Here is a 13,984-nt window from a genome sequence, read left to right as displayed (position 1 = left end):
GTCAGGCCACCGGAATTTTCGGTAGATCCAGGGTTACACCCCCGCTGAACCGCGCGAACGACCCGGCTATGGATTCGTGCGGCACGCCCTTGGGCACATCACTGACCCCGTCGAGCCGCGCCAGATGCTCTTCGTCCAGTTCTACGTTCAACGCCCCCAGGGTTGCATCCAGTTGTTCACGGGTGCGCGAGCCCAGGATCGGAATCAGCGTGGTGGTCGAGCGCCTGGCTTGTTCGCGCAACCAGGCAATGGCCACGTGGGTGGGGCTCGCGCCCAGCTCCGTGGCGACGGCCAGCAGGGTATCGAGCAGGGCGGTCTCGCGGGCGCTTTTCTCGGCGTGAACCAACATCCCCAGTTTGCTGGCGCGGTTGTCGCCATCGCCAGTGCGGTATTTGCCGGTGAGAAAACCTCCTCCCAGCGGTGACCACAGGGTCGCGGCCAGGCCCAGGGCTTCAGCCATGGGCAGTTGTTCGCGTTCGGCGCTGCGTTCGGCCAGGCTGTACTCGACCTGGATCGCAGCAATCGGCGCAAAACCGCGCACTTCGGCCAACAGGTCGGCGCGGGCGATGCGCCACGCCGGAAAGTTCGACAGCCCGGCGTAATGGATCTTGCCGGCGCGCACTAGGTCGTCGAAACCGCGCAGGATCTCTTCCATCGGCGTCACGCCGTCGCTCATGTGTGCCCAGAACAGGTCCAGGTGATCGGTTTTCAGCCGCTTCAAGCTCTCTTCAACGGCGCGAACCATATTCTTGCGGTTATTACCGGTGTGGGAAATGCCGGCGTCCGGCGTCGTGCCCAGCGTGTATTTACTGGCGATGACCAGATGGTTGCGTTCGACTGCAATGAATTCGCTGAGCATGGCTTCCGACTGGCCCGCTTGGTAGCCGTTGGCGGTGTCGATGAAATTACCGCCCGCGGCGAGGTAACCATCAAAGATCCGCTTGGCTTCTTCGCGCTCGGCACCATGACCCCAGCCGGTGCCAAAGTTGCCGGCACCCAACGCCAGTTCGGAAACCCGCAAGCCGGTTTTACGGCCGAAAACTTTGTAATGCATGGGGGAGACTCCTGAGGGACCGTTCGAATAATTTATATGTTATGTGTCATCTATTAAATATGATGCCAATCATATTTTCCGTCAAGGCGTATTTTCCTTTAGCGAAAAGCACACAAACGGCGTGAGATTTCACAGATGACGCTGTCGACGGGTGGCATACTGCCGCGCATGAATGTCGACTCTCCCCTCAGTGCCTGGCAGCACGCGATCGAACAGAAGGGTTTCGTCCAGGACGAAGCTCAGGAACATGCCGTCTGGGCTCTGCAAAAGTGCCATGAAGCGCTTCATGAAGGCCGCAGGCCGATGATGGGCGTGTACCTCTGGGGTCCGGTCGGGCGTGGCAAGACCTGGTTGATGGACCAGTTCTACCAGAACCTGCGGGTGCCGGCCCGGCGTCAGCATTTCCACCATTTCATGGGTTGGGTGCACCAGCGTTCATTCCAGCTGACCGGTACCGCCGACCCATTGAAGGCCTTGGCCCGCGAACTCAGCGAAGAAGTGCGGGTACTGTGCTTTGACGAATTGTTCGTCAATGACATCGGCGACGCGATCATCCTCGGGCGCCTGTTCCAGGTGATGTTTGAACAGGGCGTGGTGGTGGTCTGCACCTCCAACCTGCCACCGGACCAGTTGTACGCCGATGGTTTCAACCGCGATCGCTTCACGCCGGCCATCGCCGCGATCAAGCAGCACATGCAAGTGATCGCGGTGGACGGCGGCGAAGACCATCGCCTGCATCCGGGGCAGGGCTTGCAACGTTACTGGGTGGCGGCGCCCGGACAGCCCTGTGCACTGGCAGACGTATTCAAGGTACTGACCCTGGGCCAAGCGGTTTCCAGCGCGCCGATCAAGGTCGGCTACCGTTCGCTGGAAGTGGTGCAGGCCAGCCAGAGCGTGCTTTGGTGCCGTTATGCCGACCTCTGCGAGCAGCCCTTTGCCGCGATGGATTTCATGACCCTGTGCGACACCTTCAGCGCTATTCTTCTAGGTGACGTGCCCAACCTCAGCGCGCAGAAACGCGCCGGGCGCATTGCCCGGGGCACTGAGGACGGGGTCGAGCGCGTGGTGGCAGGCGACCGAGAATTGCCGCAGTTGTCGGTGCACGATGATGGCGTACGGCGTTTCATCGCGCTGGTGGACGAGTGTTACGACCGTAAAGTGCCGCTGTACCTCGAAGCCCAGGTGCCCATGGACGCGCTTTACACTGAGGGCTACCTGGAATTTCCGTTCCGCCGCACCCTCAGTCGCCTGCAGGAAATGCAGCTGCAACGTTTTGCCGAGGCGTGAATTCCAGGAGGCGTGAACATGAATCAACCTCTGTCACACCATTTGTTGACCATGGCCTATCAGAATGCCTGGGCCAATCACCGGTTGGCCAAGGCCTGGTGTCAGTTGAGCCAGGAGGCGTTGGCGGCCCCCCGGGTCAGCTTCTTTCCCAGTATCATCGCAACCCTCAACCACATCCTGACCTGCGACTGGTTTTACGTGGATGCCCTTGAGCGCGAGTTGCGCGGTGACGACCCTCATCCTGATTGCTACGTGTTCTTCAAGGACGACGAGCCGTTTACCCAGGCCGTCGACCTCAAGCGCGAACAGGCGCAGGTCGACCGGCGATTGATCGCCTACTGCGAACAAATGCGCGACGTCGACCTCGGCAAGATCGTGACCATTGCCCGGGATACACCGCAATACGACAGCCGCCTGCGCCTGCTGTCGCATCTTTTCGAGCATCAGATTCATCATCGCGGGCAGGTGCACGCGATGCTCAGTGGGACTTCGGTGAAGCCGCCGCAGCTGGACGAGTTTTTCTGTGCCGGCGAGTCGCACCTGCGGGCTGAGGATTTTGCCGAGCTGGGATGGACCGAAGCGTTGATCTGGGGGCATTGAAATCAAAAGATCGCAGCCTCTGCAGGCGCTGCCGAAGGCTGCGGCCTTTTGATCTTGCAACACACATGACGCTCAGGATAGGGTCGCACTCCGATGCCAATTACGCACCGGTACTACTTCATGTGATCGAGGATGGAAATGGATTCCGCAGAAATTCTTGTGCTTCAAGCCAGCTATACCAATCCGGTACATGCCGAGGCGATCTGCCTGGTATTGAACAGTTACGCCGAAGATCCAATGGGGGGTGGTCATTCTCTTCCTGCCACAGTGCTGGAGCATCTGCCGGCTGAATTGGCCAAGCGCCCCCATGCGTTCAGCGTGCTGGCCTTCGTGGGCGGCGAACCGGCCGGGTTGATCAATTGCTTTGAAGGGTTTTCGACCTTTGCCTGTCGGCCATTGGTCAACGTGCACGACGTGGCGGTGGTGCCGAAGTTTCGCGGCTTGGGTCTGAGCCAGCGGATGCTGCACAAGGTCGAGGACATCGCTCGCCAGCGCGGCTGCTGCAAGATCACCCTTGAGGTGCTGGAAGGCAATGGGCCGGCGCAGGCGTCCTACACCAGGTTCGGCTTTGCCCCGGGAGAGTTCGATCCGGCGCACGGGCGCATGATGTTCTGGATCAAGCCGCTTTAATCCCCCTGTGTAGGAGCGAGCATGCTCGCGATGGACTCAAGGACAACGAGGGGTATCTGGTGCCCCGCGTCATCGTTGACCACCATCGCGAGCATGCTCGCTCCTACAGAAAGACAGACAGTCAGAGGTCAATCATTTCGGCCTATAGGACTCGGTCATTTGCGCGGTTTGATCGTCCGGCACTCGCAGTTCCTTCGCCTGGCCTGGCGTGATGTTGCCCAGCGCCACCTGCTGGTTGTAGTGCAAGGTCTCGTAGTAGTAGCGCATGCGTTCGGCGCCGCCTTCGGCAAAGGCGCTGGCGGAGCCTAACGTCATCAGGACTGCGAGGATCAACGTGGATCTTTTCATGGTGTGCCTCCCACTTACAGATGTCGGATGCTTTTCGTCCATGAGTCAATGAATCAAAGTCGAACGCTCATTATCCGCCGATTCCGTTAAATGGGAATTAACATCGCCTCTAGAGTGTCCAGTCCAGGCTCAGGGTCACCGTGCGCGGATCGCCCCAATACACACCGTTATAGAACCCGACGTTATCGTAGTACTTCTTGTCGAACAGGTTGTTGACGTTCAACGAGGCTGACAGGTGCCGGTCGAATGCGTAGCGCGACATCAGGTTGACCACGGTGTAGGCCTGCTGGCGGATGTCCGTGCGCGCAGTGACCAGGCTGCCATCGGCGCCGCGCCCGACCGGGCGACTGGCGTTGCGATACACGTCGCTCTGCCAGTTCACTGCAGCACCCACGGTCAACGGCTGCCACTCGCCGGGCAAGTGATAAGCCGTGGAGAAGCGCAGCATGTTCAACGGTTGGTTGGTGTTGTTACGTTCCTTTTCACCGTTGACCGAGTGGGTGTAGGTGTAACCGGCGGTCATGTTCCAGCCCTGCATGACTTCGCCTGACGCCTCGGCTTCAAAACCCTGGACTTTGTTGCCCTTGCCGCCGGACTTGAAGAACTCTTCGCCGGTGACCGGGTCCGGCGGAACGGAATCGTCAAGTTCCGCGACGTTGTCCTGCTTGCTCCAGAACAACGCGGTGGCGAGGTTCAATCGCTCTTCGAGCAGGCTGCCCTTGAGACCCAGTTCATAGTTACTGCCGACCACAGGTTCAAGGTACTTGCGATTGCTGTCGCGGTTGGACTGTGGTTTGAAAATATCGGTGTAGCTGACGTATGCGGTGTACTGCGGGGTGAGGTCGTAGAGCAACCCGGCGTACGGCGTCCACATATCATTGTGCTGTTGGCTGCTGTGGTCGATTCTGGTCAGTTGCAGGTTGGCGTCATAGGCGTTGGTGGTGCTTGAGGCCTTCCAGCTGCCGTAGCGGCTGCCGAGTACCGCGTGCAGTTCATCGGTGAGGCTCAGGCGCGTGGCCAGGTAGCCGGCCTTTTGCCGAGTGTTGTCTTTGGCCCCGGAAAGGCCGGTTACGGTGTCGGGAAACTTGCCGATGTTGCCCATGTACTTCCAGTCGGGGACGTTTTCGTAATCCGCGGCCCGTGGGCCGTCTTGCGTGAAAGGACTTTCTTCGCTGCGTTCGGCCTCGCCATAGCCGACCATCATTTCGTGGTCGCGTCCCAGCAGTGTGTAGGGGCCGGACACGTTGAAGTCATAGGCTTTCATTTTTTGCGTGCCGATCATGTGACTGACGTTGGCGACCATGCCGCTGCGGTCCGCCTCGGGAAAGCCGCCACCGGCATAGTAGATCTTGCCGTCGGTGTCACTTTCACGGTGGGTGTAGGCGGCCTTGATTTGCCACCCGCCACCGAGCTGGTGATCGAGGTTGGCGAACGCAGTCTTGTCCTTGAGCGGCCAGGAACTCCAGGACGTGGCCATGTTGGTCGAGCGCCCAAGGTTGGCCTTGCTGCCGTCAGCGTTCCAGTACGGCACCGTGCCCCAGGACGTACCTTGCACGTGCTTGTCCTGATAGTCGTAACCCACCGCCAGCAGGGTGTCGTCGGTCAGGTCGGCCTCGAGCACCCCGTAGCCGACTTCCCGTTGCTGCTGGTATTTGTCCCGGTACGAATCGCTGTCGCGATAGGCCACCACTCCACGACCGCGCAGTCGCCCGTCGAAAGCCAGCGGACCGCCGACGTCCAGGTAGCTGTAGTAGTCGTCATAGCTGCCGCCACTGACGCCGGTCTTGGCCTCCCACTGCGAAGTCGGTCGCTTGCGCACCATGTTGATGGTGGCCGAAGGGTCGCCTGCGCCGGTGGTCAAGCCCGTTGCACCGCGTACCACTTCGATGCGGTCGTAGATGATGGTGTCGGAATCGGACTTCATGTAGCTAAAGGTATTCAGCATGCCATCGACCTGGAAATTGTTGATCGTGTAGCCACGCGAGGAATAGCTGACACGGTCCGAGTCGTTGTGCTGGACCACCACGCCTGTGGTCTGGCTCATGGCTTCGGACAGGCTACCGAGTTTGAAATCGTCCATTTGCTGGCGCGTGACCACGGAAACCGATTGCGGCGTGTCCTTGATCGACAGGTTCAGGCGGGTGGCCGTGCTCATGGCACCGGTGGTGTACGACTCGGTGTTTTCAGTAGTGCTGCCCAGGTTCTGGGCGGTGACGTTGGTGGCACCGAGCATGAGGATGGACGCCAGCGGGGCGGGCTCGGTCTCGGATTCAGCCAGTAGATCCGGGCTCAGTGCGGCGCCGCACAGGCCAAGGGTAAAAGTAATGGAACGGGTGATAGGCGCGAACATCGCGGCCGACTCCTTGTCGTCGAGGGAAAATTCCGTTTATGCAAAGACGAAGGAGGGGGGAGGGATTTAGGGGTAAACGAGAATAATTATTATTATGACGTTGCTTCCTACAACACGAAACAACTGTGGGAGCGAGCCTGCTCGCGATGGCGATGGATCAATCAACATCAATGTTGACTGTGCCGACGTCATCGCGAGCAGGCTCGCTCCCACAGGTTTGAATGGTGTTGAAAGGACTACTTTTGCACGACTTCAGGCAAGACTGGCGCAGCTTTTGGCTTGATCAGGCTGAAATCGATCAAGGGCCGCTGTTGCCGCTCATAAGGGTTGCCGATCAGCAATGGGCGCGCCTTGAAGCTGTCGCTGACCACGCTCTTGCTGCGATCGAGTTCATCGAAACTCAACCCCGCCAGGTGTGCCCAGGTATGGATCAGGTGCGAACTGCTGTACGGGCGCCCCAGGTCGCCGGCAAAGTTCCAGTCGTGGGTTTCGCGCCACTTTGGCGAGGCCCAGGCCATGAACGGGATGGTATACATCGGCGCCGTCGGCTTGCTCTCGTTGCGCCCGAGGGTGCCATGGCCAGGGGAGTCGAACACGTCTTCGCCGTGGTCGGAGAGGTAGAACAGGAAGCCATTCGGGTCAGACTTGGCGAAGTCCTTGATCAGGCTCGACACCACGAAGTCGTTGTACAGCACGGCGTTGTCGTAGCTGTTATAGGTGGGCAGTTGATCGTCCCTTACGCCGGCCGGAACACCGTTGCGATCCTTGAACTTGTCGAAGGTCGCAGGGTAGCGGTACTGATAGCTCATGTGCGTGCCAAGCAAATGCACCACGATCAGCTTGCGCGGTGCCGCGTCGGCCAGGGCCTTGTTGAACGGCTCGATCACATCGCCATCGTACTGGGCGGCATTCTGGTTGCGATTGTTGTTCAGGTACACCTGTTCGTCGGCCTGCTCGGAAAAGGTCGTGAGCATGGTGTTGCGCTTGGTCATGGTCTGCTGGTTGGTGATCCAGAACGTCTTGTAGCCAGCCTGTTTCATCATGGCGACCAATGAAGGCGTGGACAGGTACAGCTCAGGGTTTTCTTCGTCGGCGAAAGTCAGAACCTGTTGCAATGCCTCGATGGTGTAGGGGCGCGGCGTGATGACGTTATCGAAGACCGCCAGTTGGTCCTTGAGCTTGTCCAGTTCCGGGGTGGTTTGCCGAGGATAGCCGTACAGGCTCATGCGCTGTCGGTTGGTGGATTCGCCGATCACCAACACGAGGGTGGCGGGCTGGTTGGCCGTCGAATCCTTGAAGTTGTGCAGTGGTGCGGCCTTGCTCGCGCTGTGCAGCATCTGCTGCATGTTGGCCAGGGTATCGAGGTAGCGGTGATAGGCCACGGCCATCTGCCACGGCACAGCCGGCTCGATGCGTGTTTCGAATTTCTCGAAGCCCTCGGCGAAGCTGCCGGTACGCAGGGTTTGTTTGACCAGCGGATAACCGACCACGCCGACCAGTATGGCGGCGGCCACCGCCAGGGCCTTGGCGCGAGGCAGGTACACCGGGCGCAGGCGTGTCCACAGGAAATAGCCGACCGCGGTGTGCGCGAGGAAGGCCGGAACCATCCACCAGGCAAAATACTGGGTCATGTATTCGCCAGCTTCGGACACGTTCGACTCGAACATGATGAAGATGACGCTCTGGGAGAATTCCTGCTGATAAATGAAGAAGTAACCGAGGCTGGCCATCGAGCACGCCCACAGCACCACGCCGATGACCGCGGCCATCACTCGGGTTTGCCTTGGGAACAACAGCATCGGTGCCAACCAGATGGCACTCATCACGAACGCCTGGCGAAACCCGGTGAAACCGGAGGTGCCGGTCAGCTGGATCAACAGTTGGGTGATGCCGGAAAAATACCAGAAGAACAGGAACAGCCAGAGAAACCCTGCCCAATCGAAACCTTCCGCAGACGAATCGCTGCGTTTAAACCAAGTCATTCAACGCTCCAGCCAGTAGTCACTCGTACCGCCAGGCCACGCAAGCGCCGAAAACGGCGGCCGCGCACAGTCCAGGCGGCGCACAAAGCGCCGAAGTATCAACAGGCGAATGTGAAAATTTCGTGAGTGATCGCAGGCAAAAGGGGATACGGCGCGCCGGAAGCAGTGCAGTACTACTTCCGACAAAGGCGAGGAGATCAGGCGTGCGGTGCCCGCTGGGGCAATGGCAAGGGCTGTTGGCCCTGGATCAGCAAGCGCAATTGCGCCAGCTCCTGTTTCAACTGGTCACGCTCGTCTTTCAACTGGCGCAATTCATCGCGACGGATAGTGACGTAAAGGGTTTGTGCTGGCAGTGCGGTGTGTACTGTGCCCATTGCTCACCTCGCAAATGGCGTGTCTCAACTGTAGGTTGGCCGCCGAAATCGGTGGCTCATCTACTATCGGCGCCAATTTTGATTTCTTTTGCCCCCGAAGGGAACTTTTTTATTTTTCATGGTCGTTGTGTCTTCGGCACGATTCCCGACGTTATCCATCAGGATCGGGCACAATGCCCGGAAACTTCATGCCAACGCTCTGGACTAACCTCATGAGTCGCGTTGGGCTATAACCTTTGACACACTTTTATTTGTAGTAGGGAGCATCAGCACATGCAACTCGGGATTATTGGACTGGGCCGCATGGGCGGCAATATTGCGCGGCGCCTGATGCTCAACGGACATACCACCGTTGTGTACGACCGCAATACCGCCTTCGTCGATACCTTGAGCAGCGAAGGCGCCACCGGCGTCGCCGATTTGCCGGCCCTGGTCGCTGGCCTGGCCAAACCACGAGCGGTGTGGGTCATGTTGCCGGCAGGCGCACCGACCGAAGACACCATCGACACCCTGAGCACCTTGCTCGAAGCCGGCGATACCATCATCGACGGTGGCAACACCTTCTATAAGGACGACATCCGCCGGGCCAAGACCCTTTCGGAAAAAGGCCTGCACTATATCGACGTCGGCACCTCCGGCGGTGTCTGGGGCCTGGAGCGCGGCTATTGCATGATGATCGGCGGCGATACCGAGACCGTTAAGCGTCTTGACCCGCTGTTCGACAGACTCGCGCCAGGCATGGGCGATATCCCGCGCACCAAGGACCGCAAATCCGATGACGATCGCGCCGAGCGCGGTTACATCCACGCCGGTCCCGCCGGTGCCGGGCATTTCGTCAAGATGATCCACAACGGCATCGAATACGGCATGATGCAGGCCTTCGCCGAAGGTTTCGACATCCTCAAGACCAAGTCCAGCACCAAGCTGCCGGAAGACCAGCGTTTTGACCTGAACGTCGCCGACATCGCCGAAGTCTGGCGTCGGGGCAGCGTCGTGTCGTCCTGGCTGCTGGACTTGACGGCCGACGCGCTGGCCAGCGATCCGAAACTCGACGGCTTCTCGGGTTCCGTGGCTGACAGCGGTGAAGGCCAATGGACCATCGAGGCCGCCATGGAGCAGGCCGTACCTGTACCGGTGCTGTCGAACTCGTTGTTCGCCCGTTACCGTTCCCGTGGCCAGGGCACTTTTGGCGACAAGATTCTCTCGGCCCAGCGCTTCGGCTTCGGCGGCCACGTGGAGACCGCGAAAAAATGACCCATGGGATCCGCAGGAAATCCAAGACTGAACCCGCGCCACCCACCACGCTGTTCCTGTTCGGCGCCCACGGTGATCTGGTCAAGCGCCTGCTGATGCCGGCGCTGTACAACCTCAAGCGCGACGGTTTACTCGGGGATGGCTTGCGGATCGTCGGCGTTGACCATAACGCCATCAGCGATGAAGGCTTCGCGCAAAAGCTCGAGGACTTCATTCGCAATGAGGTTGCCGGCAAAATCGGCAAGGGCGATCAGGCCCTTGACCCGGTTGTGTGGGCCAACCTCGCCAAAGGCATCAGCTACGTCCAGGGCGATTTCCTGGACGACGGCACTTATCAAGCGCTGGCGGCAAAAATCGCCGCCAGCGGCACTGGCAACGCGGTGTTCTACCTGGCCACCGCGCCACGCTTTTTCAGTGAAGTGGTGCGCCGTCTCGGCGCGTCCGGCTTGCTGCAGGAAAGCCCCGAGGTGTTTCGCAGGGTGGTGATCGAAAAGCCTTTCGGTTCCGACCTGCAGACCGCCGAGGCCCTGAACGCCTGCCTGCTCAAGGTCATGACGGAAAAGCAGATCTACCGTATCGATCATTACCTGGGCAAGGAGACCGTGCAGAACATCCTGGTCAGCCGGTTCTCCAACAGCCTGTTCGAAGCGTTCTGGAACAACCATTACATCGACCACGTGCAAATCACCGCCGCCGAAACCGTCGGCGTCGAAACCCGTGGCAGTTTCTACGAAAACACTGGCGCCCTGCGGGACATGGTGCCCAATCATCTGTTCCAGTTGTTGGCGATGGTGGCCATGGAGCCACCGGCCGCGTTCGGCGCCGATGCGGTTCGCGGTGAGAAAGCCAAGGTGGTCGGCGCGATTCGTCCCTGGTCGGTGGAGGAGGCCCGGGCCAATTCGGTGCGTGGCCAGTACACCGCTGGCGAAGTCGATGGTCAGCGACTGCGCGGTTATCGCCAGGAAGACAAGGTAGCGCCCGACAGCAACATCGAAACCTATGTCGCCCTCAAAGTCATGATCGATAACTGGCGCTGGGTTGGCGTGCCTTTCTACCTGCGTACCGGCAAGCGCATGAGCGTGCGCGACACCGAAATCGTCATCTGCTTCAAACCTGCGCCTTATGCGCAGTTCCGCGATACCGAAGTCGATGAGCTGGCACCCACCTACCTGCGCATCCAGATTCAACCCAACGAAGGCATGTGGTTCGACCTGCTGGCCAAGCGCCCCGGCCAGACCCTGAAGATGGACAACATCGAACTGGGGTTTGCCTACAAGGATTTCTTCGAAATGCAGCCGTCCACCGGCTACGAAACCTTGATCTACGATTGCCTCACCGGCGATCAGACCCTGTTCCAGCGCGCCGATAACATCGAGAACGGCTGGCGTGCGGTGCAGCCTTTCCTGGACGCCTGGCAGCAGGATGCCAGCGTGCAGGGCTACGCTGCAGGCGAAAACGGACCGCAAGCCGCCGAAGAACTGCTGGCTCGCGATGGTCGCGTCTGGCATGGCCTCGGATGAGTGACGAGTCGCAACAACCCATCCGCTTGCTGCTCAGTGACATGGACGGCACGTTATTGTTGCCCGATCACAGCCTCAGCCAACGCACCATCGACGCGGTCCGTTCGTTGCGTGAAGCCGGAGTGTCGTTCAGCCTGGCCACGGGGCGTCCACCCAGGGCCATGTTGCAAACGATCGAGGCCTTGGGCGTTGACCTGCCCACGGCAGCCTTCAACGGCGGCACCGTCGTTCATCCCGATGGCAGTTTGCTCGTCGCGCATTATTTACCGGCCGCGGCGGCATTGATGACCCTGGCGCTGTTCGCCGATCAACCGGAGATCGAAGTCTGGGTGTTCAGTTGCGGCGACTGGCTGGTGAAAGACGCGACCGGCCCCTTGGTGCCGCGCGAACAACACGGGCTGGGATATCCGCCAGTGGTGGTCGAAAGCTACGAACCGTACCTGGCCCGCATCGACAAGATCGTCGCCGCCAGCAGCAACACGCAGTTGCTGGTTGAGCTGGAGGCCCGGTTGCTGGCGAAAGTTGAAGGCCAGGCCCAAGTCTCGCGTTCACAGCCGGTGTATCTGGACGTGACTGCGATGCAGGCCAACAAGGGGCAGGCGTTGGCGACGCTGGCCGAGTTTCTCGGTCTGCCGCTGGAGCAGACAGCGGCCATGGGCGATGGCGGCAATGACCCGGCGATGTTTCATGTGGCCGGGTTGTCGATCGCCATGGGCCAGGCGGAGGACGAAGTCAAACGCCAGGCCGATGTGGTAACTGGAGCCAACACCGAGGACGGGGCGGCCCAAGCCATCGAGCGCTACATCCTGAACGATCGTTAAACCGCATCACCGTTCTTGGCTTTGTAGGAGCCAGGCTTGCCGGCGATCCAGTCGCTGCGGTGCATCTGTTGAATCGCGTCATCGTTCTTCGCTTGTAGGAGCGAGGCTTGCCCGCGAACGATACGCCGCGGTTTATCTGTCGTACCGCGTCATCGTTCTTCGCCGGCAAGCCTGGCACCTACAGGCGAAGCAGACGCCGCGGTGTAACTGCTGCACCGCGTCATCGTTCCTCGCCAGCCAGCCACCTCAAAGCCAGAAACTCACGGCGTACCAACCCAGCACACCCATCACCACGGTATATGGCAACGCCATCCATACCATCCGTCCATACGACAGGCGAATCAGCGGTGCAATCGCCGAGGTCAGCAGGAACAGGAACGCCGCCTGGCCATTGGGCGTCGCCACGCTGGGCAGGTTGGTTCCGGTATTGATCGCAATCGCCAACGTCTCGAAATGTTCGCGGCTCATGTGCCCGGAGAGGAAGGCCTGTTTTACCTCGGTGATGTAGATGGTGGCCACGAACACATTGTCGCTGATGGCCGAGAGCAAGCCGTTGGCGATGTACAGCATGCCGGGTTGTTGGTCGGCGGGCAGGGCCAGCACCCAATGGATCAATGGCGTGAACAACTGTTGATCGTGGATTACCGCCACCACGGCGAAAAACACCACCAGCAATGCGGTGAAGGGCATGGCGTCCTTGAATGCGTTGCCCAGGCGGTGCTCGTCGGTGATGCCGGTGAATGCGGTGATCAGCACGATCACCATCAACCCGATCAGGCCCACTTCCGCCACATGAAAGGCCAGCCCGGCAATCAGGATCAAGGCCGCCGCACCTTGCACGAGCAACGCAGCACGCTGGCGGGAAGTGCGCTCGGCATTATCCTGGGCAGCGTAGTTGGCCAGCACGGTACGAACGTTGTCCGGCAGCAACGTGCCATAGCCAAACCAGCGCAGCTTTTCCAGCAGGACACAGGTGATCAGGCCTGCGACCAGCACAGGCAAGGACACCGGCGCGACCTGCAGGAAAAATTCGGCGAAGTGCCAGCCCATTTCATGGCCAATCAGCAGGTTCTGCGGTTCGCCCACCAGCGTGCACACACCACCGAGCGCAGTGCCCACGGCGCCGTGCATCAGCAGGCTGCGCAAAAACGCGCGGAATTGCTCGAGGTCGGCGTGATGCAGGGTGGGCAGGTGCTGGTCATCGCTGTACTCGCTGTCCTGGCGCGGATCGCTGCCCGAGGCGACGCGGTGGTACACCGAGTAAAACCCGACGGCGGCACTGATGATCACCGCGGTTACGGTCAGGGCATCGAGAAACGCCGACAGGAACGCCGACAAAAAGCAGAACATCAGCGCCAGCAGGGCCTTGCTGCGTACCCCTAGCAGCAGGCGCGAGAACAGGAACAGCAGCAGGTCTTTCATGAAGTAGATACCGGCGACCATGAACATCAGCAGCAGGATCACCGGGAAGTTGTGCAGCAACTCGTCATAGAGTGCCTGGGGCGTGGTCATTTTCAACAACAGCGCTTCGACCAACAGTAGGCCGCCGGGCATCAGCGGATAACATTTGAGGGCCATGGCCAGCGTAAAAATGAACTCCAGCACCAGCAACCATCCAGCCACCACCGGGCCTGCGGTCCATAACGTCACGGCGTTGAGAAGCAGGAAACCGACAATGCAGGCCTTGTACCAGCGCGGTGAGTTGCCGAGAAAATTGTGCGCGAACGCCTGGGCCATCGAGCCGGACATCGGCTACTCCTTGAG

At 60.0% G+C, this 13,984-nt stretch carries 12 protein-coding genes; 6 read left to right on the top strand and 6 right to left on the bottom strand.

The features are described from left to right. Nucleotide 1 precedes the first annotated feature (1 nt). On the bottom strand, nt 2-1,054 hold the full coding sequence (locus AC1Q8Q_RS03415; protein ID WP_168758225.1) for an aldo/keto reductase: 1,053 nt from the start codon (nt 1,052-1,054) through the stop codon (nt 2-4). A gap of 168 nt (nt 1,055-1,222) precedes the next feature. Here AC1Q8Q_RS03415 and zapE point away from each other — a divergent pair, with 168 nt between their 5' ends. From zapE to AC1Q8Q_RS03400, 3 genes are all read left to right on the top strand, one after another. Continuing rightward, complete coding sequence (gene zapE / locus AC1Q8Q_RS03410) at nt 1,223-2,341, top strand: cell division protein ZapE (protein ID WP_492614852.1); 1,119 nt, start codon at nt 1,223-1,225, stop codon at nt 2,339-2,341. A gap of 18 nt (nt 2,342-2,359) precedes the next feature. Next, on the top strand, nt 2,360-2,941 hold the full coding sequence (locus AC1Q8Q_RS03405) for a DinB family protein (protein WP_020797167.1): 582 nt from the start codon (nt 2,360-2,362) through the stop codon (nt 2,939-2,941). A 138-nt stretch (nt 2,942-3,079) separates the two neighbouring features. Continuing rightward, nucleotides 3,080-3,571: a GNAT family N-acetyltransferase gene (locus AC1Q8Q_RS03400; RefSeq protein ID WP_020797166.1), complete on the top strand. Its 492-nt coding sequence runs from the start codon at nt 3,080-3,082 to the stop codon at nt 3,569-3,571. A 132-nt stretch (nt 3,572-3,703) separates the two neighbouring features. On the opposite strand, the gene AC1Q8Q_RS03395 is transcribed toward AC1Q8Q_RS03400, so the two are convergent. The 4 genes from AC1Q8Q_RS03395 to AC1Q8Q_RS03380 form a co-directional block, all read right to left on the bottom strand. After that, entirely contained in the window at nt 3,704-3,919 is a 216-nt protein-coding gene (locus AC1Q8Q_RS03395) for a hypothetical protein (protein WP_020797165.1), read from the bottom strand. Between the two features lie 109 nt (nt 3,920-4,028). Continuing rightward, nucleotides 4,029-6,269 (bottom strand): TonB-dependent siderophore receptor, encoded by a 2,241-nt coding sequence (locus AC1Q8Q_RS03390; RefSeq protein WP_492614829.1) that lies wholly within the window; start codon nt 6,267-6,269, stop codon nt 4,029-4,031. Between the two features lie 236 nt (nt 6,270-6,505). Next, nucleotides 6,506-8,251 (bottom strand): phosphoethanolamine transferase CptA, encoded by a 1,746-nt coding sequence (locus tag AC1Q8Q_RS03385; protein ID WP_492614828.1) that lies wholly within the window; start codon nt 8,249-8,251, stop codon nt 6,506-6,508. Nucleotides 8,252-8,448: 197 nt separating this feature from the next. Beyond that, entirely contained in the window at nt 8,449-8,625 is a 177-nt protein-coding gene (locus tag AC1Q8Q_RS03380) for a DUF6026 family protein (RefSeq protein ID WP_020797161.1), read from the bottom strand. Between the two features lie 273 nt (nt 8,626-8,898). On the opposite strand from AC1Q8Q_RS03380, the gene gnd reads away from it, so the two are divergent. The 3 genes from gnd to AC1Q8Q_RS03365 are packed head-to-tail and all read left to right on the top strand — an operon-like array spanning nt 8,899 to nt 12,220. Continuing rightward, on the top strand, nt 8,899-9,879 hold the full coding sequence (gene gnd / locus AC1Q8Q_RS03375) for a phosphogluconate dehydrogenase (NAD(+)-dependent, decarboxylating) (protein ID WP_492614827.1): 981 nt from the start codon (nt 8,899-8,901) through the stop codon (nt 9,877-9,879). Further along, nucleotides 9,876-11,399, top strand: coding sequence for a glucose-6-phosphate dehydrogenase (gene zwf, locus AC1Q8Q_RS03370; protein ID WP_489328179.1), 1,524 nt, complete (start codon nt 9,876-9,878; stop codon nt 11,397-11,399). Before gnd ends, zwf begins: the two co-directional genes overlap by 4 nt. Further along, entirely contained in the window at nt 11,396-12,220 is an 825-nt protein-coding gene (locus AC1Q8Q_RS03365; protein ID WP_489328180.1) for an HAD family hydrolase, read from the top strand. The genes zwf and AC1Q8Q_RS03365 overlap by 4 nt, the downstream gene beginning before the upstream one ends. A 246-nt stretch (nt 12,221-12,466) precedes the next feature. Here AC1Q8Q_RS03365 and nhaB read toward each other — a convergent pair whose 3' ends face one another. Beyond that, on the bottom strand, nt 12,467-13,969 hold the full coding sequence (gene nhaB / locus AC1Q8Q_RS03360) for a sodium/proton antiporter NhaB (protein ID WP_489328181.1): 1,503 nt from the start codon (nt 13,967-13,969) through the stop codon (nt 12,467-12,469). Between the last annotated feature and the right edge of the window lie 15 nt (nt 13,970-13,984).

This window comes from Pseudomonas sp. GW823-FHT06B06 (assembly GCF_058795195.1).
This window is presented reverse-complemented; position numbering and strand designations above follow the sequence as displayed.